16 protein-coding genes are annotated in these 18,965 nt (G+C 67.3%); 10 read left to right on the top strand and 6 right to left on the bottom strand.

Translation table 11 applies throughout. The features are described from left to right. Positions 1-178: 178 nt before the first annotated feature. The 3 genes from trpB to U0177_RS23505 form a co-directional block, all read right to left on the bottom strand. Positions 179-1,369, bottom strand: a complete 1,191-nt coding sequence (gene trpB, locus U0177_RS23515; protein WP_409573110.1) for a tryptophan synthase subunit beta — start codon at positions 1,367-1,369, stop codon at positions 179-181. 58 nt (positions 1,370-1,427) lie between these two features. Next, positions 1,428-2,780, bottom strand: a complete 1,353-nt coding sequence (locus tag U0177_RS23510) for a VWA domain-containing protein (RefSeq protein WP_409573109.1) — start codon at positions 2,778-2,780, stop codon at positions 1,428-1,430. 92 nt (positions 2,781-2,872) lie between these two features. Further along, positions 2,873-3,622, bottom strand: a complete 750-nt coding sequence (locus tag U0177_RS23505; RefSeq protein WP_409573108.1) for a zinc-binding protein — start codon at positions 3,620-3,622, stop codon at positions 2,873-2,875. Positions 3,623-3,788: 166 nt separating this feature from the next. On the opposite strand from U0177_RS23505, the gene U0177_RS23500 reads away from it, so the two are divergent. From U0177_RS23500 to U0177_RS23455, 10 genes are all read left to right on the top strand, one after another. Then, complete coding sequence (locus U0177_RS23500) at positions 3,789-4,427, top strand: hypothetical protein (RefSeq protein WP_409573107.1); 639 nt, start codon at positions 3,789-3,791, stop codon at positions 4,425-4,427. A gap of 300 nt (positions 4,428-4,727) precedes the next feature. Next, complete coding sequence (miaB, locus tag U0177_RS23495; RefSeq protein WP_409573106.1) at positions 4,728-6,110, top strand: tRNA (N6-isopentenyl adenosine(37)-C2)-methylthiotransferase MiaB; 1,383 nt, start codon at positions 4,728-4,730, stop codon at positions 6,108-6,110. Then, on the top strand, positions 6,110-6,973 hold the full coding sequence (locus U0177_RS23490) for a CPBP family intramembrane glutamic endopeptidase (protein WP_409573105.1): 864 nt from the start codon (positions 6,110-6,112) through the stop codon (positions 6,971-6,973). The genes miaB and U0177_RS23490 overlap by 1 nt, the downstream gene beginning before the upstream one ends. A 41-nt stretch (positions 6,974-7,014) precedes the next feature. Then, a complete protein-coding gene (locus U0177_RS23485) occupies positions 7,015-7,860 on the top strand; it encodes a tetratricopeptide repeat protein (RefSeq protein WP_409573104.1) in 846 nt (281 codons plus the stop codon). 334 nt (positions 7,861-8,194) lie between these two features. Beyond that, positions 8,195-8,656: a MarR family winged helix-turn-helix transcriptional regulator gene (locus U0177_RS23480; RefSeq protein WP_409573103.1), complete on the top strand. Its 462-nt coding sequence runs from the start codon at positions 8,195-8,197 to the stop codon at positions 8,654-8,656. Beyond that, the gene (locus tag U0177_RS23475) at positions 8,637-9,923 is read left to right on the top strand and encodes an MFS transporter (RefSeq protein ID WP_409573102.1); all 1,287 of its coding nucleotides are present in this window, start codon (positions 8,637-8,639) and stop codon (positions 9,921-9,923) included. The genes U0177_RS23480 and U0177_RS23475 overlap by 20 nt, the downstream gene beginning before the upstream one ends. A gap of 61 nt (positions 9,924-9,984) precedes the next feature. Further along, positions 9,985-11,772 (top strand): ABC transporter ATP-binding protein, encoded by a 1,788-nt coding sequence (locus U0177_RS23470; protein ID WP_409573101.1) that lies wholly within the window; start codon positions 9,985-9,987, stop codon positions 11,770-11,772. 175 nt (positions 11,773-11,947) lie between these two features. After that, a complete protein-coding gene (locus U0177_RS23465; RefSeq protein ID WP_409573100.1) occupies positions 11,948-12,280 on the top strand; it encodes a hypothetical protein in 333 nt (110 codons plus the stop codon). 8 nt (positions 12,281-12,288) lie between these two features. Further along, complete coding sequence (locus U0177_RS23460) at positions 12,289-13,647, top strand: AAA family ATPase (protein WP_409573152.1); 1,359 nt, start codon at positions 12,289-12,291, stop codon at positions 13,645-13,647. Positions 13,648-13,707: 60 nt separating this feature from the next. Continuing rightward, on the top strand, positions 13,708-15,189 hold the full coding sequence (locus U0177_RS23455; protein WP_409573099.1) for a CpaF family protein: 1,482 nt from the start codon (positions 13,708-13,710) through the stop codon (positions 15,187-15,189). A 317-nt stretch (positions 15,190-15,506) separates the two neighbouring features. Here U0177_RS23455 and U0177_RS23450 read toward each other — a convergent pair whose 3' ends face one another. From U0177_RS23450 to U0177_RS23440, 3 genes are all read right to left on the bottom strand, one after another. Further along, complete coding sequence (locus U0177_RS23450) at positions 15,507-16,154, bottom strand: ComF family protein (protein ID WP_409573098.1); 648 nt, start codon at positions 16,152-16,154, stop codon at positions 15,507-15,509. A gap of 279 nt (positions 16,155-16,433) precedes the next feature. After that, entirely contained in the window at positions 16,434-17,885 is a 1,452-nt protein-coding gene (locus U0177_RS23445) for a cyclic nucleotide-binding domain-containing protein (RefSeq protein WP_409573097.1), read from the bottom strand. 244 nt (positions 17,886-18,129) lie between these two features. Next, positions 18,130-18,717: a hypothetical protein gene (locus U0177_RS23440; RefSeq protein WP_409573096.1), complete on the bottom strand. Its 588-nt coding sequence runs from the start codon at positions 18,715-18,717 to the stop codon at positions 18,130-18,132. Positions 18,718-18,965 lie beyond the last annotated feature (248 nt).

The following is an 18,965-nucleotide window of genomic DNA, read 5'->3' as shown; positions in this document are numbered from 1 at the left end:
GGGTACTCAGGTGAATGAGATTATAACATTGCGAGATGTGCTGTCAATCGGCCAGCGCAGCGCGCCCCGGCGCGGTATGCCACGCCGGGGCGCATCAGAAAGCCTGGGTATCGCTCGCGCCGCCTGGCGCTGGCGCGTTTGGCGCAAAAAAATGAAGAAAGTGTTATCTCGTTGCGTGCTAGATCGTCACCCCTAGCACATCGGCGACGGTGAAAATGTCTTTGTCGCCGCGGCCCGACAGGTTGATCAGAATGATCTGCTCGGGGCGCATCGTCGGCGCAAGCTTGATCGCCTCGGCCACGGCGTGGGCGCTCTCGAGCGCTGGGATGATACCCTCGAGCCGCGAAAGCCGCTGGAATGCGTCGAGCGCCTCGGCGTCGGTGGCCGAGGTGTAGAACGCGCGCTCGTCGTCGTGCAGCATTGCGTGCTCAGGGCCGACTGCGGCGTAGTCGAGCCCGGCCGAGATGCTGTGCGTCAGCGCGATCTGGCCGTCGTCGTCTTGCAGCACATACGAGCGCGTGCCCTGGAACACACCGAGGTGCCCGCCCGAGAAGCGCGCCGCGTGCTCGCCGAGCGCCGGCCCGCGCCCGCCGGCCTCGACGCCGCGCAGGTCGACGTGCTCATCGTCGAGAAAGGCGCTGAAGATGCCGATCGCATTCGAGCCGCCGCCGACGCAGGCGAGCACCACGTCGGGCAGGCGCCCGGCCGCCTGCACAATCTGCTCGCGCGCCTCGCGGCCGATCACGCTCTGGAAATCGCGCACCATCACTGGGTAGGGGTGCGGCCCCAGCGCCGAGCCAAGCAGGTAGTACGAATCGGGGTTCGTCACCCAGTCGCGCATGGCCTCGTTGACGGCGTCTTTGAGCGTCTGGCTGCCCGATTCTACGCTGCGCACCTCGGCGCCGAGCAGGCGCATGCGGAAGACGTTCGGCTTCTGGCGCTCGATGTCTTTCGCGCCCATGTACACCACGCACTGCAGGCCGAGCATGGCGCATACCGCTGCGGTGGCCACGCCGTGCTGGCCCGCGCCGGTCTCGGCGATGATCCGGGTTTTACCCATGCGCCGGGCTAGCAGGCCCTGGCCAAGCGCGTTGTTGATCTTGTGGGCGCCGGTATGCGCCAGGTCTTCGCGCTTGAGGTAGATCTGCGCGCCGCCCAGCTCGGCCGTCAGGCGCGACGCGTACGTCAGCGCGGTGGGCCGGCCAGTGAAGTTGCGGTGCAGCGTATCAAGCTCGCCCCAGAAGGCCGGGTCGGCCTTGACCGCCAGGTAGGCGGCTTCGAGCGCGGCGACTGCCGGCGCGAGCGTTTCGGGGATGTAGCTGCCGCCGTAGGCGCCAAACTGGCCCAGGCGAGCCGGGGTGCTGGTCATGGTGCGGGTCTCTATCTCTACTATAAGAAGCGATTGCCGTAGCCGCTATGATACCACACTAGCCTTCGCCCAGCCGGCGCGTGGCGTAGGTCAGCTCTTTGACGGCCAGCGCGCTGGCGCTGCCGCGCAGCTCGATCGCGGCGGCCTGGTCGCTGGCCAGTGCGGCCAGCGCGGGCTCGTTCAGCGCTGCAAAGCGCGCAGCGGCGGCGCGCAGCAGCCGGGCGGCCTCGCGCGCATCGCCGTGCGCGGCGCGATCGAGCGCGCGCAGCTGCAGCCGGGCGGCATTGGCGCGCGCCGCTGCGTCGAGCAGGCTTGGCGGCGCGGGCGGTGGCGTGGCGGTGTAGCGCGCCGTCAGGCTGGCGGCGTACGGCGCGGTTCCGGCGGCGCGCAGCTCGCAGCGGCCAAGCTCGGCCAGGCCCGCCGGGTGCGCTGGCGCCATCAGCTCGAGCAGCAGCGTGGTAGGCGCGCCGGCCTCGAGGTCGCCGAGCCGCAGCTCGTAGCTGCCGGGCGGGCCGGCGGGCCGGATCGCGTCGTCGAGGATCGTCAGCGCCGGGCGCATGCGCGTGGCTCGCCGCAGCGCCGTGCCGGCCGCAAGGCTCAGGCGCAGCGTGGCGTCGCGCGCCGCCACCGCGCGCCCGGCGCGCAGCTCGGCGCCAACTGCCTGCGGGATGGCGTCGGGCTTGCGCAGAAATAGCGCTCGGCCGGCGCTCCGGTCGGCGATGGCCGTGAGCACGTCTTCCTGAAACTCGCCGCCCAGGCCGATCGTGCTGATCGCCACGCCCTCGGCAGCGGCGGCGGCGGCCAGGCGCAGGCACTCGTCGGGGCGCTGGGTGAAGCCGTCGGTCAGCAGCAGCAGCCGCTCGGCGCGCTCGGCGGCGCGGCTGCGCCGTAGCTCGCTGAGCCCGAGCGCGATCCCCTGGGCCAGGTCGGTCTGCTCGCCCAGGTTCAGCCCGGGCAGCCGGCCGATCCCGCGCGCCAGCGCGGCGCGATCGGCGCCCGAGGTGCTGCGGGTCAGCGCGAGCGCTTCTTCGGCGCAGGCGATCAGCGCGAAGCGGTCGCCGTCGCTCAGCCGATCGACCACGCTGTGCAGCGCGCGCGCCACAAAATCCAGCGCGCTGGGCGCCGCGGCGCGCATGTCGGGCGGCACCGGCCCGGCCAGCTGCCACACCGGCACGCCGTCGACCAGCACTTCCTGGGCGGTGCCGCTGCGCAGCAGCTCGCGGAACTGCGCCTCGCTGACGATCGGGATGCGCATGGAGCGGCTGGCGTCGGCCACGAGCGCCCAGTTGACGGCGTGCGCGCCGCCGGCACCGCTAGCGCCGAGCGTCAGCAGCAGGTAGCAGAGCTGCGGCTCGGGCAGCAGCGCCAGGGCGGGCTGTGGTGGCTCGATCTGAAGGGTGAGCGTCGGCATGGCGCCATTATAGCGCAAGCGGCGGCCCGGGTGTACTGGCAGCGGCGCCTGCGGGGGCGCTACGGCGGTAGGCGTGGCAGGGCATGCGCCGATCAGCTACCGGATGGTACGGCGCCGCGCCCAACCTCAAGGATATGCTGCAGCACGCCGGCCGGCCCCACCTGGGCCTCGAGCGCCAGCACCCGCTCCATCAGCGGGCGGTAGGGGTGCGACGAGCTGAGCATGCGCTGGGCCGCGCGCGTACAGCCAAGGAACAGGAGGTGCCGGTAGGCGACCCACTCGGCGAACCCTTCGCGCAGCGCGTCGTCGTCGAGCAGCGGGCAGGTTTCGCCCTGCCAGGCGTGCGCGTACTCGTGGGCCACCACCGTGCGAAACAGCAGCTTCGGCAGCCCGTAGAGCATGTAGATCACGCGCAGGCGCCCCTGGCGCTGGTACAGCCCGAGCGTCTTCTCGTCGGGGGCGTGGCCGTCGTGGGCGGCGGCGCGCACCTGGGCCATGGCCGGCGCGTCGACCAGCCGGAACTCGACGCCGACGCGCAGCGCCAGGCCAAGCTGCGACACAATCGCCGCCACGGTTTCGTCGTAGAGCGCGCGCGCCGCCGCCGGGTCGACGATCGCGGTGGCGTGGCAGCTATTGCATAGCTGCCGGCCGTCGTGCAGCGACCAGTGGGTGTCGCCCACTGGCGCCGAGCAGGCGTCGCAGCGCGGGCGCGTGGCGATGCAGGTTGGGCAGAAGCGATCCGATCGATCGCGCAGGTAGTAGTAGCCGCTGGTGAGCGGCGCGCCGCATGCTGCGCAGTGGCTGGCGCTTGGTTTGGGCGTGCGAGTTAGGTAGCTCGTCATGGTCTACGTGTCGTCGAGCGTTGGCGCGGCCCGCGCTGGGCCGCCGCGCACAGCATACCACGCTCGCCGGCCCGATGCAATGAATCGCAGAGAACATGGTATACTGGTGTGTCTTTGATACGTTATGAAACAGTGGCGCAGTGTCGTCGCCACGTGAGGAGTACACATGTCAGATCGTACAACCGAGCTGGATCTGGTCGTCGGCTCGATGTTCACCACGCGCCCCGAGGAAGATCGCGAGCTGTACGAAGACGAGCGCGAGTGGCTATCGGACATTCAGGATCTGCTGCGCGAGGAAGGCATCGAGATCGACCTGCTGTCGCGGCCGGGCGTCGAGATCTGGGAGGGCGGGATCGACCGCTTCATGGATCTCTACCAGCTGCGACAGCTGGCGGCCTACCTCGAGCAGGGCCGCGATGTCTCGGGCATGCTCGGCGCTGGTGTACCCGACGACAGCGAGCCCGACCCGGCCCTGGTGGCGATCTGGGATGGCGAGCAGACGACGCGCTTCCCACACCTGATCAATCACCAGGCCGACGGCGGCTACTACCTGCCGGTCGATTTCGCCGAGCCGATCTGGCTTGAGGCCGACGAGGAAGAGATCGACGAGGACGACGAGGACGCCGAAGATCCGTACATCAGCTTTGGCTCGTCGGTTGGCCTGCAGCGCGAGCTGGCCGAGCTGGACGGCATGCTTCAGGCGGCAGGCGTTCCGGCCAGCAGCGGCCCCGTGCGCTGCCTGCGCGTGCTGCGCGAAGCCGCCGACCAGAGCATCGCCAACGATCTGCCGATCATTGTGTGGTAGCGGCACCAGCCAGATCCGGCGGCGCCGAGCCTGTGAGAGGCTGTCTGAAATATCTGTGTACCACCAAGGCACCAAGCGGTACTACGTGAGAAAACACCAACACCACATACACGATCGTGGTGTCTTCGTGCCTTGGTGGTCTCTTCTCAGGCTATTTATTTCTGAGATCGCGTTACGTCGCGTGTCTACTGGCGCCTGTCGGGGCTGGCTGCCGCCACGGCGCGTGGCTGGCGGGTTGCGGTTGGCTTCGGAAGCAGGTATAATGCCTGCCCGTTACGCTGGCTGGTTAGGTGTACCTCGATGATTGAGCTGAAACTGGTAGCAAAAGACGAGCTGGTGGGTGGCGTGCCGCGGCCTTCGCGCGATGCAACGCCGCGCGAGCGCCGCTACTATGTGTGGACGGTCGGCTGCCAGATGAACGTCTCCGACTCCGAGCGCCTTGAAGCGGCGCTCCAGGGCGTCGGCTACGCGCCTGCCGATCGGCCGGAAGACGCCAGCTTCATTGTGCTGAACTCGTGCAGCGTGCGCGCCTCGGCCGAGGAGCGGATCATCGGCAAGCTTGGCGAGCTGCAGCGCGTCAAGCGCGAGCTGCCCGACACGCGCGTGGTGCTGTGGGGCTGCATGGTCGGCCCGAACAACCAGTCGATCTTTCAGGCGCGCCTGCCGATGGTCGATCATTTCGTCTCGCCCTCGGCCGTCGACGAAGTGGTGGCGCTGGCGCCGCACTCGCTCTACCAGCTCGACCAGCCGGCGCTGCCGGTGGCCGATCTGGCGCACCCGCCGGTGTCGGTGCACGTGCCGATCCAGTACGGCTGCAACATGAGCTGCGCCTTCTGCGTGATCCCGCTGCGTCGCGGCAAAGAGCGCAGCCGCCCGCTCGGCGAGATCGCCGACGAGGTGCGCCGGATCGTCGCGCGCGGCGCGCGCGAGATCACCCTGCTCGGCCAGATTGTCGACTCGTGGGGTCACGATCTGCCCGGCCGCCCCGATCTGGCCGATCTGCTGCGCGCCGTGCACGCCACGCCCGGGCTGGTACGGCTGCGCTTCCTGACATCGCACCCGGCCTGGATGACCGAGAAGCTGATCGCCACCATGGCCGAGCTGCCGCGCGCCCAGCGCGAGATCAACCTGCCGGTGCAGTCCGGCCACGACGAGATGCTCAAGATCATGCGGCGCGGCTACACCGTGGCGCGCTACCGCGACCTGATCGGCAAGATTCGCGCGGCCATGCCCGATATTGCGCTCACCACCGATATTATCGTCGGCCACCCCGGCGAGGAGCGCGAGCACTTCGACGGCACGCGCGCCCTGATCGAGGAGATCGGCTTCGACAAGGTGCATATCGCCGCCTACTCGGCGCGCCCCGGCACGCGCGCAGGCGCGATGGAAGACGACCCGGCGCTGGCGGTGCCCGAGGACGAGAAGCAGGCCCGCCGCGTCGAACTCGAGCAGCTGCAGGAGCGCATCGCCACCGCGCGCAATGCCCGCCTGCTCGGCCAGGTGGTCGAGATCCTGGTTGAAGGCGAGCACCGCGGCAAGTGGCGCGGCCGTACGCCCGGCAATAAGCTAGTGTTCTTCGCCGACGCGCACGATTGGGTCGGCAAGCTCGCGCGCATCCGCGTCACTCACACCGGCCCGTGGTCGCTTGGCGGCGAGCTGGTGGGCGAAGGGACGCCGGCCTGATGGCACAGCAGTACGACGCGCCGTTTGTTCCCGCCCCCGAGCCGGCGCCGCGCCCGCGCAAATGGCCGCTGGCCGGCGTTATGGCGATCGACTTCGTGATCGCGCTGGTCGCATTCGTCGGGCTGACACTGCTGGTGCAGATTGCGTTCGTGGGGATCCGCGTGGCGCAGCAAGGGCTTTCGCTGGCCGATCTGCAGGCGCGCCTGCGCGACCAAGCCGAGGCCGTGAAGCTGATCGGCGCCGATGGCTTGTTCGCCACGCTGCTGGCGACGAACGCCGCATTTGCGCTTATTCCGATCGCTCGCGTGCGCTGGCTGCGCCACGAGCCGCTGGCCGAGATCGGCTTCCAGGCCCGCAACCTGCCAAAGCTGATCGCGATCGGCGTGGGCGTGGGCGTACTCTCGCTGCTGGCCAACGGCCTGATCTCCGGCCTGTTCCAGCGCTACGGCGTGGTGCCCGATCAGTCAGCGCAGTTCCCGCTGTTCCAGGGCGACTACCTTGGCCAGGCGCTGTTTATGCTCGGCGCGGCGGTGCTGGCGCCCATCGGCGAAGAGATCCTGTTTCGCGGCTATGTGTTCAACGCGCTGCGCGAAACGTTTGGCCAGCGCCGCTGGGGCTTGCCGCTGGCCTATGGCGTGAGCGCGCTGCTGTTTGCCGCCGTGCACGTCTTCTCGGTGAGCCGCGGCCTGCTGGGGCTGATGCTGCCGCTCTTCGTGATCGGCCTGCTGCTGGCCTGGGCCATGCACACCACGCGTAGCTTGCTGCCGTGTATCATTGCGCATGCGATAAACAATGGTGTGGCGCTGGTTGCGCTGGTGATCTGTATCAATAACCCCGGCATGGCCGGCTGCCCGGCGATCTGACGAAGGCAGGGCACGATTGTATTTGTGCGGAGGGATATTGCTTGAGCAAGCAGGATGAGAAACTGCGCCTACGCCGCCGGCTTCAGGATCAGGCGGTCGATCTGGCGGCCAAAAATCGTTGGGACGAGGCGATCGAAGCCAACCTCCAGCTGATTAGCCTTGGTGAAGACGCCGACACGTTCAACCGCCTTGGCAAGGCATACTTCGAGCTGGGCAAGCTGGCCGAGGCGCGCGAGGCGTACCAGAGCTCGCTGCGCCTCAACCCGGCCAACTCGATCGCCCGCAAAAACGTCGAGCGCCTGAACGACCTGGTGGCGCGCTCGGCTACCGCGCCGGTGCGCACCACCCGCCAGCTCGTCGACCTGCGGCTGTTTATCACCGAAACCGGCAAAACCGCACTTACTACGCTCGTCGACGTGCCGCGCGGCCCGGTGGTCGATGCCGTGGTCACGGGCGAGAAGGTCGATCTGAAGCTCGAAGGCCGCAATGTGCTGGTGCTCGACGCCAGCAGCCACGTGATCGGCCGGGTCGAGCCGAAGCTGGCCCAGCGCCTCAGCGAGCTGATGCTCGGCGGTAATCGCTATGCCTCGGCGGTGGCCCAGACGAATAATCACCAGCTGCGCGTGCTGATCCGCGAGGTGTACCAGGATCCAAGCCAGCGCGGCCGGGTCTCGTTCCCCGGCAAGCTCGGCGAAAGCGCACTCCATGGCGGCTACTTCGCCTCGGCGCGCTACGACGAGTATGGCGACGAGCTGCTCGAAGACGACGACAATATCGACGTGCGCGAGGAGGTCGAGGAGGAGTCGTTCGGCGGCGAGGAAGAAGAGCTGGGCCTCGACGATATCGAGCAGGATATCGGCGAAGAGGAAGATATCAACGAAGAGTAGCGCCGCCAATCGCTGCTGTGCCACCCCCGCTCCCGCATGGGGAGCGGGGGTGTTCTTTTCTGTAGGACAAACGGTGGGGGTTTGGGGCGGCGAAGCCGCCCCCAAATTTCTTATTGTGTTGCACTACGTGGCGACACCACGTAGTGCAACACAATCGATACGTGATCAAGCCAACAGCGAATAACTCCTATTCTTTTTTGCGCTGCGCTGCCCGGCAAAGCTGGGCAGCGCAGCGCAAAACAACAGTGATCAAACGAAGTTGCTATAAGCCTCGCGGCTTGACAAATAAAAATTCATCAGGTATCCTTATTATCAGGTAACTTGAGGATATGCCATGACGATTGATAGTACGATGGAGACAACCGAAGAGCTGCTGAGCGTGCTGCCGCTGCTGAACCGGATCGTCGCCGCCGAGGTGCGGCGCGAAGCCGGCGACGACACGACCATGCCGCAGTTTCGGGTGCTGGCGTACCTGGCGGCCGAAGCGCTGACGCTCAGCGCGCTGGCCAAGCGGCGCCGCGTCAGCCTGCAGTCGATGAGCGAGCTGGTGCAGGTGCTCGTCGGCCGTGGCTGGATCACCCGCGAGCCCGACCCGCGTGATCGGCGCCAGTCGCTGCTGCAACTTACGGACCACGGGCGGCAGCATTACGAGCGCGCCCAATCGCAGGCGCTGCAGCGGCTGGCGCCGCTGCTGGCGCAGCTGAACGACCATGAACGTGCGGCCATCCGCGTGGCTCTGCCCGCGCTGCGCCGCGTGCTGATACAGGAAGAAGATAATGCGGTTGACGAACGTTAAATCGCCGGCGCCGGCTGCCGAGGCGCGGCCGGAGGCTGGCGTGCTTGGCCGGCTGGCGCGCGGCTTTCACGCGCTGCAGGTGCGCAACTACCGCCTATTCTGGGTGGGCCAGCTGATCTCGCAGACGGGCAGCTGGATGCAGCGCACCGCCCAGGATTGGCTGGTGCTCCAGCTTACACACTCGCCGTTCGCTCTCGGGCTGGTCACCGCGCTGCAGTTTCTGCCGGTGCTGCTGCTCTCGCTGGTGGGCGGTGTGATCACCGACCGCTGGTCGAAGCACCGGCTGGTGACGATCACACAGGTGTCGGCGCTGGTGCAGGCGGCGCTGTTTGCCGCGCTGGTGGCCAGCGGCGCGATTCAGCTCTGGCACGTGTACGTGCTGGCGCTGCTCCAGGGGATCATTACCGCGATCGATAACCCTGTGCGCCAGGCATTTGTCGTCGAGCTGGTGGGTCGCGAGCACCTGGTGAACGCCGTGGCGCTCAACTCGATGCTGTTCAACGGCGCGCGGATCGTCGGCCCGGCCGTCGCCGGCCTGATGATCGCCGGCGCGAGCAACCTGCTCGCCGGTATTGCCCTGGTGCTGGTCGCCAACGCGGTGAGCTTTGTGGCCGTGCTGGCGGGCTTGCTGATGATCGACCCGGCCGCGCTGTGGGTTGCCCCGCCCGCGCCGGCTGGTAACATGGGCCAGCGCCTGCTCGAGGGGTTGGCATATGTCTGGCGCACGCCCGCGGTGCTGCTGGTGATGATCGTCGTGGCGGCGATCGGCACGTTTGGCTATAACTTCAGCGTGGTGCTGCCGCTGCTCTCGGGCTTTGTGCTGCACACCAGCGCCGCTGGCTACGGCGGGCTCTCGGCGTTCCTGGGCTTTGGCTCGCTCGTCGGCGCGCTCAGCACCGCTTACACCCGCCAGGTGACGGTGCGGCGGCTGATCGGCGGCTCGATTGTGTTTAGCATTCTGCTGGGCCTGGTGGCGATTTCCACCAACTTCACGCTTTCGGGCGGGCTACTGGTGGCGCTGGGCTTTGCCGGCATCCTGTTCTCCACCAGCGCCAATACGCTGCTGCAGCTCACCGTGCCCGATGCGCTGCGCGGCCGTGTGCTGAGCCTGTATATGCTGCTGTTCGCCGGCAGCACGCCGATTGGCGGCTTTCTGATCGGCTCGCTCTCGAATGTGATCGGCGTCTCCGAGACGCTGCTGCTGTGCGCCGGCCTGTGCCTGCTGGGCGTCGGCGGCGCGCTGGTGTACCGCTGGCGAACACAGTAGCGGCTTGCTCTCTGCAGCGATGCTCGCCGCTGCCGCCATGTGCCGACTGGATGGATAGCCCATGAAGAACGCGCATCCCTCAACCGAACGCGAGCCTGGCACGCTCGGCCGGCTCTACTCGCTTATCCTGCCGTACCGCACCACCGTCGCCGCCGGCCTGGCATGCCTGATTCTTTCGGTGGCCGCCGAGCTGTACCCGCCGCTCGTCTGGCAGCAGGTCGTCGATATCGGGCTGGCCCAGCGCGACTGGACGTACATCGGCTGGCAGCTGGCGGTGCTGGTGCTGGTGTTTGGGCTTGGCCAGGTGTGCTCGGCGGTGCGCGGCGTCCTGCTCGAGCGCGCGGGCCAGCAGCTGACCCTCGACCTGCGCCTGCGCATGCACGCCAAGCTCCAGTCGCAGTCGGCGGCGTATTTCGCCCAGCGCCGCACCGGCGATCTGCTGGCGCGCCTCACCGCCGATGTCGAGAGCGTGCAGGATGTGCTGATCCGCGGCACCGACTCGGTGGTGGCCAATGCGCTGCGCGTGTTCGGCGTGGCCGCGATCTTTATCGCGCTGCAGCCGGCGCTCGGCCTGATTGTGCTCCTGCCGATGTTGCTGGTGGGCCTGCTGCTGATGCGCTACAACCGCCGCGTGCGCCCGGTCTATCGCGCGGCGCGCCGCCGCCTGGGCGAGCTGAGCGCACAGATCAGCGATAACATCAACGGCGTGCGCGTGATCCAGGCTTTCGCCCAGGATCGCCGCGTCGCGGCAGCGCTTGAGCGCATCGGCCGCGAGCTGTACGGCCAGCAGGTGCGCGCGGTGATGCTGCGCAACCGCGTGTTCCCGCTTATTCGCTGGGTGGCCAACTTCGGCAATGTGCTGATGCTGGGCGGCGGCGTGTGGTTTATCATGCGCGGCCAGTTTACCCTCGGCGGCCTGCTGGCCTACCGCGGCTACGGGCGCTACTTCTACGGCCCGATCGACGACCTGGTGAATATCAACGATCTGCTGCAGCAGGCCGCAGCCGCCGGCCGCCGCATCTTCGAGGTGCTCGACGCCGATGTGTCGATCGCCGACGCGCCGGGCAGCCGTGCCCTGCCCGCCCCACTGCGCGGCGACATCCGCTTCGAGCGCGTCAGCTTCGGCTACGACCCGGCCCGGCCGGTGCTGCACGATATCAGCTTGCACATCCGCCCGGGCGAGCGCGTGGCGCTGCTCGGCCCTTCGGGCGCCGGGAAGTCGACGCTGCTGGCGCTGGTGGCGCGCCTGTACGATCCCGACGCCGGCCGCGTGTCTGTCGACGGCCACGACCTGAGCGAGGTGACGCTCGCCTCACTGCGCGCGCAGATCGGCCAGGTGGCGCAGGAGACGTTTCTGTTCAATACTTCGGCGTTTGAAAACCTGCGCTTCGGCCGCCCCGACGCCAGCCGCGCCGAGGCCGAAGACGCCGCGCGCGCCGCCAATGCCCACGCCTTCCTGGCGGCCCTGCCCGAAGGCTACGATACCCTCGTGGGCGAGCGCGGCGTCAAGCTCTCGGGCGGCCAGAAGCAGCGCCTGGCGGTGGCGCGCGCGCTGCTGACAAACGCGCCGCTGCTGCTGCTCGACGAGCCAACCAGCGCAGTCGAGCCTGAGTCCGAGGCGCTGATCATCGAGGCGCTCGAGCGGCTGATGCGCGGCCGCACCACGCTGATTGTGTCGCACCGGCTGTCGCTGGCGCGCTCGGCCGACCGCGTAGTGGTGATCGCCGACGGCCGGATCGCCGAGGATGGCCCGCCCGGCGAGCTGATGGCCCGGCCCGGCAGCCGCTTCGCCGCCATGCTCGCGGCCGACACCCCCGAGGCGCTCGTTGGGCCAAACGGCCAAGAGTAGTACCTCGCGGCCGCCATGTCTCCTAATGCTAAGTAGCTCTGCCGTACTATTGATCTGGCGCGCGCGAAAGCCTATACTGAACACCGGGCGTCGAAAGCGATGCCCGGATTTTTGTTCTGCGCGCGTTGTGCCCGCAGGCGCTTTGCCCCATTCAGGCAAGCAGCGAGGAGCCGTCATGGACATGCGTTTTGATGAAAAAGGGAAGTTCTATACCCCGCGCGTTGCGAAAGATACCCTGCCCGCGCTGATCCGCACAGTGGATCAGGTGATCGTCGGCCAGGTGTATGTGCGGCCCGACAAGCGCATCAAAGATGATCTGAGCGAAGATACCTCGCGCTTTCTGCCAGTTACCGACGCGCGTGTCTACGACGCAGCCAGCGAGTCGCTGCTGTACCACAGCGCGTTTCTGCTGGTCTCCTACCGGCATATTGTGATGCTGAGCCCGCTCGACGCGATGGCCGACGTGCGGCCGGTGCCGTGGGCGCCGGCGGTGAAGGAGCAGCCATGAGCACGCCAATGCTGCGCGAGTTTACCTCGGCCGCCGGCCCGCCCGCGCCGCCGCCGCTGCCCAAGCTGCCGCCCGAGCCCACCACGATCGACGAGACCGGCCTCGGCATGGGCTTCCTGACCGACCTCGTGCTGAAGACCGTGTACTTCCACGGCAATATCACCGGCCAGCAGATCGCCGAGTCTACCAAGCTGCCGTTCCTCGGCGTGCTCGACAAAGTGCTCGAATTTCTCAAGCTCGAAGAGTATGTCGACATAATCGGCGCACAGGGCGGCTTCAGCGAGCGCTCGTTTCAGTATGTGGTTGCGGCGAAGGGCCGCGTGAAGGTAAACGAGGTGCTCGACCGCTCGCAGTACGCCGGCCCGGCCCCGGTGCCGCTGGCCGAGTACGTCGCGATGGTGCGCCGCCAGGCCATGGGCGAGCTGGTGGTCGACGCGCGAACAGTGCGCGAGGCCTTCAGCGGCCTGGTGATCAACGAGCATATGTTCGATAAGATCGGCCCGGCCGCCAACTCGGCGCGCTCGCTGTTTCTGTATGGCCCGCCCGGCAACGGCAAGACGACGATCGCCGAGGGGATCGCCAACATGCTCGGCGGCCACGTGATGATCCCGTATGCCGTCGAGATCGATGGCCAGATTATCAAGCTGTACGACCCGCTGATCCACCGCGCTGTCGAGCTGCCGGCCCAGCCCGCGCCCGAGCCGGCCCGCCCATTCGGCGCCGCGCCGCTGGCAGCCGCGCCGCCGCAGCCCGATCGGCGCTGGCTGGTGTGCCGCCGGCCGCAGGTGGTGGTTGGCGGCGAGCTGATCCTCGAGCAGCTCGAGCTGATCTTCGACCCGATCGCCAAGGTCTACGAGGCGCCCTACCAGCTGAAGGCCAACGGCGGCCTGTTTCTGATCGACGACTTCGGCCGCCAGAAGTGCCGCCCGCAAGATCTGCTGAACCGCTGGATTGTGCCGCTCGAAAAGAAGGTCGATTATCTGGCGCTGCAGACGGGCAAAAAGCTCGAGGTGCCCTTCGACGTGCTGATCGTCTTCTCGACCAACCTGGCCCCCAAGGATCTGGTCGACGATGCTTTCCTGCGGCGAATTCGTCATAAGATCGAGGTCGGCAACCCCACGCCCGACGAGTACCGCGAGATCTTCAAGCTCGTCTGCCGCGCCAAGCAGATCCCGTATAGCGACGATGGGCTGCGCTACCTGATCCACGAGCACTACATCAAGGTACGCCGCGACCTGCGGGCCTGCCACCCGCGCGACCTATGCGACCAGATCCTCGACGAGGCCAAGTATCGCAGCGTGGCGCCGGCAATGTCGAAGGAGCTGATCGACCGCGCCTGCGAGGCGTATTTTGTGAAGCTCGGCTGAGCAGCGCTACGCGCCGCGTAGTACGCAACGAACTACTACAACTCTGAGAGGAGTCTTCCCATGTCATTACTGAAGCGCCTTGGCGGCGTGCCGCAGCCCAACGATCCGCCGGCTCAGGCTACGCCGGCCGCAGCCATACCCGCGCCCGAGCCGGTTGCGCCGCGCGCGCCGGCGCCGCCCGAGCCGCGCCCGGCTGTTTCTGCCGTCACTGGCGCGCCCGTGGCCAGCGCTACGCCTGCCGCCGAGGTTGGCGCCGCCACCGACCAGCGCGTGCTCGAGCTGTCGCTCTGGATCGTCGACCGCATTCAGGGCTCGCTTGGCAACCAGACCGAGCTCAAGCGCAATGCCGAGTCCGAGCGCATGCTGCAGGACCGCTTCACCAACTACTATCGCCAGAGCGGTGTGAGCCTGAGCGAGGGCCAGCTGAAAAAGCTCTACGAAATGGTGACCGACGAGCTATTCGGCTTTGGCCCGATCGAGCCGCTGCTGCGCGAAGAGTCGGTGTCGGAGGTGATGGTGAATGGCCCGAACACGGTGTATATCGAGCAGCGCGGCAAGGTCAGCCTCACGCCGGTGCGCTTCGCCAACGACGACCACGTGCTCAAGGTGATCGACCGGATCATCCGCCCGCTCGGGCGGCGCATCGATCGCAAGTGGCCCATGGTCGACGCGCGCCTGCCCGACGGCTCGCGCGTCAACGCGATCATTCCGCCCTGCTCGATCGATGGCCCGACGATCACCATCCGCAAGTTCTCGAAGAAGAAGCTCGAGGTCGCCGACCTGATCCGCTTCGGCTCGATGACCGAGCAGATGGCCGAGTTTCTGCGCGCCTGCGTGGTGAGCCGGCTGAATATCGTCGTGTCGGGCGGCACCGGCTCGGGCAAAACGACGCTGCTCAACGTGCTCTCGAACTTCATCCCCGAGGACGAGCGCATTGTCACGATCGAAGACAGCGCCGAGCTGAAGCTGGGCCAGGATCACGTGGTGCGGCTCGAGGCCAAGCCGGCCGAGATCGACGGCTCGGGGCGGGTGTCGATCAACGACCTGGTGATAAACTCGCTGCGTATGCGCCCCGAGCGGATCGTGATCGGCGAGTGCCGCGGCGGCGAGACGATGGCCATGCTCCAGGCGATGAACACCGGCCACGACGGCTCGCTCACCACGCTGCACGCCAACACCCCGCGCGATGCCTGCGCGCGCATGGAGACAATGGCGATGATGGCGGGGATGGACATGCCGCTCAAGGTGATCCGCGAGCAGGTGGCCTCGGCGGTGGATCTGATCGTGCAGCAAAGCCGCCTGGAAGACGGCCAGCGCAAGATCGCCTATATTACCGAGGTGCAGGGCATGGAAGGCGACGTGATTGTGCTGCAGGATATCTTCGTGCTCGAGGTGAAGGGTAAAACCGCCGACGGCAAGCTGATCACCGAGCTGAAGCCCACCGGCACGCGCCCGCGCTTTACCTCGCGGCTCGAGGCGCACGGCTTCAAGCTGCCGCCGAGTGTGTTCGGCACCCAGGTGCCTGGCCAGGGGCGCTGGTAGCAGCCTGGCAGAACCGAGAACCAAACGCCGAGAGCCGCCGTTTGCACGGCGGCTCTCGGTTTGTATTTTTAGAAGCCGTCTGATACGCTGTTCGCTTGATCAGGTATAGATTGTGTTGCACGACGTGGCTTCGCCACGTCGTGCAACACAATAAGAGCCTGTTTGAAAAGGGTGCGCGAGGGGCATAGCCCCTCGCACTTCTTCTGGCGGGTGGCGGCCACATTCGTGGCCGCCACCCGCCAGAAAAGTGAAAGCTGGGAGGGACGAAGTCCTCCAAACCACCTTTCAAACAGCTTCTAAGAAATTTGGGGCGGCTGCTAGCTAAGCCGGCTGCGCGCCAGCGCCAGCGCCTGCACCGACTCTGCGCCTGCCGCGCGCAGCGCCTCGGCGCAGGCGTTCATGGTCGCCCCGGTGGTGTATACATCGTCGACCAGCACAATGCGGCGTGGCGGCGGCGCGCCGCGCCAGCCAAACGCGCCGCGCATGTTCTCGGCGCGGGCGCGGGTGTCGGCCTGGGTGGCCTGCTGGGCGGTGTCGCGCAGGCGCACCAGCGGCCCGTCGATCAGCGGCAGCGCGAGCGCTCGCGCTACCTCGCGGGCCAGTGCTTCGGCCTGGTTGAAGCCGCGCGCAGCCTGGCGGGATGGGTGGAGCGGGATGGCGGCCACTGCGTCGAAGGCGTAGGGCTGCGCGGCAATATGCCGGGCCAGCAGCTCGCCGAGCGGCCGGGCGACACGCCGCGCCTTGAGGTACTTCAACACGTGAATGGCCTCGCGCAGCGGCGGCTCGAAGCTGTAGGCGATATGCACCTGCGCCAGGCTTGCCGGCCGCGCCCGCGCATCGGGGATGTACGGCGCGAGCCGGGCCTGGCACGCCTGGCAGAACAGCGACCCAAGCTGCCGGCAACCGGCGCAGCGCTCGGGAAATAGGAGTTGCAGCAGCGATTCGAGCAGTGTCTGGCGGCCCATTCCTCACCTGTGCTCAAGTATTCCCTGGCGCAGTATACGCCGTTGGGCGCTGGCCCGGAATACCACCAGAGTACTCTTTTGCGCATGCGTTTGGTACTATAGCAATCCTAAATGACACGAGTTATGCGGTGTCCTCGCGCGTGGGAGGCTCTGGAGGGCGCAAGCCCTCCAGAAATCACTCTTTTTGGCTGGTCGGCCACTCCGTGGCCGCGACCAGCCATAAAGAAGTTTTCGGGGCGGCTTTGCCGCGCCCGAACCCCCACCGCGTAACTCGTGTAGTTAAAAAGAGAACAGCTCTTCGACCGGCATCAGCCGCAGCGCGCCGGTTGGGCACGCGCTGACGCAGGCCATGTCGCTGTGGCCGTGGCACAGATCGCACTTGTTGGCGCGCTGCGGCGGCTGGCTGGCTTGAAGCGGGATAGTGGGGTGGCGGAGGTGCTTGATCTGGCGCCACAGAGCCCAGAGCGGCGAGCTGTGCGCGCCCTTGTCTGCGACGAGCTGAACCGCGTCGTATGGGCAGGCTGGCACGCACGCGCCGCAGCCGGTGCACTGGTCGGTCACCACCAGCGCGCCGTTGTCGTTCCACTGAATGGCATTCTCGGGGCAGGCCTCGACGCACTCGGCGCCTACGCGGCACTGCCTGCACGAGTTGGTCACGTCGAGGTTGTGCAGCATTACGCCGTTGAAGGTGATGCGCGTGGCGCCGAAGCGTGCCGCGCAGGCTTCCTCGCAAAGCCTGCATCCCTCGACGCAGCGCGCCGGGTCGCGCACCAGCACGTGCGTGCCGCGCAGCAGCCCGCGCTGGATCGCCGCGTTGAGCTCCTGGGTGCGCTCGTGGTTGGTGCGGATTGCGGCATTGTCGGCGCGGCGCTGGTTGGCCACATCCTTCAGCTGCACCAGCAGCGCCGGCTGTTGGCGCAGCAGCTCGGCGAAGTCGGCGGCGGGCAGCGCCAGCACCTCCACGGGCGTCAGCGCGCGCACGTCGGCGTTGTGCGGCAGCTTATCGAGCAGCGCCATTTCGCCAAAGAAGTTGCCCTCGTCGAGGTGCGCGATCGTCTGCTCGCCCTGCGCCACCACCACCTGGCCCTCTTCGATCACATACAGCGCCTGGCCCGGCTCGCCCTCGCGGATGATCGTGGCGCCGCGCGGGTAGTGTTCGGGCTGGAGCAGCGCGGCCAGCCGCGAGCGCTCGAACGGCGAGAGCCGGCTAAACAGCGGCACCTGGCCAAGTGTGCTTTCGACGAGCCGATGCCGGTAGATTGAGCGCAGGGCCTGGGCGAGCTCGGGGGCTTCGGGCAGCAGCGTGCGCAGCTGACTGCGCGGGATCTGCAGCAGGTAGCAGATCGTCTCGGCGGTGACGCTGGCGCCGCGGAACAGGTCGCCAAACAGCGGCCCCTCGCCAAAGCAGTCGCCGCGGTTGAGGATGCCGATCAGCACCTTCTGGCCGCCGCGGTCGTGCAGCGCCAGGCTGACGGTGCCGCGCAGGATGAGGTAGACGAACTCGCAAGGCGCGCGCTCGTGCAGGATCACCGTGCCGGGCACGAACGCGCGCAGCGCGCTCATGGCGGCGATCTGGGCCAGGTGCTCGGGCGCGACGCCGCGCAGGCAGTCGAGCTGGGCAAGCGCAGCGACCTGGCGGAGGCTGCGTTGCTCGTGCTGCCGAGCGAGCGCCTGGGCGTGCGCCTGTGTGAGATCATGTTGGCGCTGGTGTTCGAGCGAAGCGCCCATCATTGCGTGGAGGCTGTTGCGGCCGTGATGCGCCGGCCGCTACGCGCCGCGCGAGCAGTCGCGGCAGTCGTGCCGGCTATTGTACCACGTTCGGTTGGCGCGTGGCGTGTCATACGCTGTTCGCTTGATCACTTCTAGATTGTGTTGCACGACGTGGCTTCGCCACGTCGTGCAACACAATACGAAAATGGGGGCGGCGAAGCCGCCAAACCCCCACCAAAGTGTCAGGAATCAAGCCAAGTTGGTATCAGCCCTCGCTGAGAAACCATGTGCGGCCGATCCGCACGGCCGGAACCGCGCCGTCGGCGTTGCCAATGATCTTGTTCAGCGGGTCGTCCTGCTCCCACAGCGTGATCACTGCGCCTGTCTCGGTGGTGCGTGTGATCAGCAGGTAGATGCTGCCGTTGATCGGCCGCACCAGCGCGCGGTTGCCGTCTTCCGATATCGTCTCGATGCGATCGTATTTGACGTCGAGCGTGATCGCTTCGTTTGTGCCAAGCTTGCCCAACCCGTCGACGTACGTGTCGAGCGCGGTGCTGAGCGCCACCTTGATGTCGTCGCGCTCGGCCGGCGCAAAATAGCTCGCCAGCTGGTCGACCCACTTGCTGCGCTTGGTGTCGTTGCTGATCTGCTTATCCTTCAGCGCGGCGCTCAGGTCGTCGAAAAAGTTCTGCGCTACCAGCTCGGGCGAAAGGCCGCCGCCGCCAGCTTGGCCCTGCACCGGCGTGCTGGTTGGGTCGAAGCCGCAGGCGGCCAGCGCGAACGCGAGCGCGAGCGCCAGCAGCCAGCGCCAGGCTGGGGTGCCGATTGTGTGTGTTGTAGGGTGCTGATCCATGGCCAAGCTCAGCGCACGTGCCGCGTGCAATACCGCTATGCGCCAGCCATTGTAGCACATACGCGTCGATTCTAGTACCCGTGGGCTATTGCCATGCAGGCGCCGGGCCTGGTATCATACCTGTAACGTCGCGCTCAGGCGGCGGCAGAGCAGCAGAACATTGGCGCGCGGCCTGCCTGGTTTCCCCTGTTTCCCTGATACCCCGCAAATTGCTTCCTCACCGCTCCTCGCTTCTTGCCGCGTCGCGC

The sequence above is a fragment of the Kouleothrix sp. genome (assembly GCF_046328425.1).
GTDB lineage: Bacteria > Chloroflexota > Chloroflexia > Chloroflexales > Roseiflexaceae > Kouleothrix.
The sequence above is the reverse complement of the archived record's forward strand: the minus strand, read 5'-3'. Positions and strand labels throughout refer to the sequence as shown.

Coding starts and splice junctions, on each gene's coding strand:
- trpB (WP_409573110.1), bottom strand. CDS start 1,369: ATGACCAGCACCCCGGCTCGCCTGGGCCAGTTTGGCGCCTACGGCGGC.
- U0177_RS23510 (WP_409573109.1), bottom strand. CDS start 2,780: ATGCCGACGCTCACCCTTCAGATCGAGCCACCACAGCCCGCCCTGGCG.
- U0177_RS23505 (WP_409573108.1), bottom strand. CDS start 3,622: ATGACGAGCTACCTAACTCGCACGCCCAAACCAAGCGCCAGCCACTGC.
- U0177_RS23500 (WP_409573107.1), top strand. CDS start 3,789: ATGTCAGATCGTACAACCGAGCTGGATCTGGTCGTCGGCTCGATGTTC.
- miaB (WP_409573106.1), top strand. CDS start 4,728: ATGATTGAGCTGAAACTGGTAGCAAAAGACGAGCTGGTGGGTGGCGTG.
- U0177_RS23490 (WP_409573105.1), top strand. CDS start 6,110: ATGGCACAGCAGTACGACGCGCCGTTTGTTCCCGCCCCCGAGCCGGCG.
- U0177_RS23480 (WP_409573103.1), top strand. CDS start 8,195: ATGACGATTGATAGTACGATGGAGACAACCGAAGAGCTGCTGAGCGTG.
- U0177_RS23475 (WP_409573102.1), top strand. CDS start 8,637: ATGCGGTTGACGAACGTTAAATCGCCGGCGCCGGCTGCCGAGGCGCGG.
- U0177_RS23470 (WP_409573101.1), top strand. CDS start 9,985: ATGAAGAACGCGCATCCCTCAACCGAACGCGAGCCTGGCACGCTCGGC.
- U0177_RS23465 (WP_409573100.1), top strand. CDS start 11,948: ATGGACATGCGTTTTGATGAAAAAGGGAAGTTCTATACCCCGCGCGTT.
- U0177_RS23460 (WP_409573152.1), top strand. CDS start 12,289: ATGCTGCGCGAGTTTACCTCGGCCGCCGGCCCGCCCGCGCCGCCGCCG.
- U0177_RS23455 (WP_409573099.1), top strand. CDS start 13,708: ATGTCATTACTGAAGCGCCTTGGCGGCGTGCCGCAGCCCAACGATCCG.
- U0177_RS23450 (WP_409573098.1), bottom strand. CDS start 16,154: ATGGGCCGCCAGACACTGCTCGAATCGCTGCTGCAACTCCTATTTCCC.
- U0177_RS23445 (WP_409573097.1), bottom strand. CDS start 17,885: ATGATGGGCGCTTCGCTCGAACACCAGCGCCAACATGATCTCACACAG.
- U0177_RS23440 (WP_409573096.1), bottom strand. CDS start 18,717: ATGGATCAGCACCCTACAACACACACAATCGGCACCCCAGCCTGGCGC.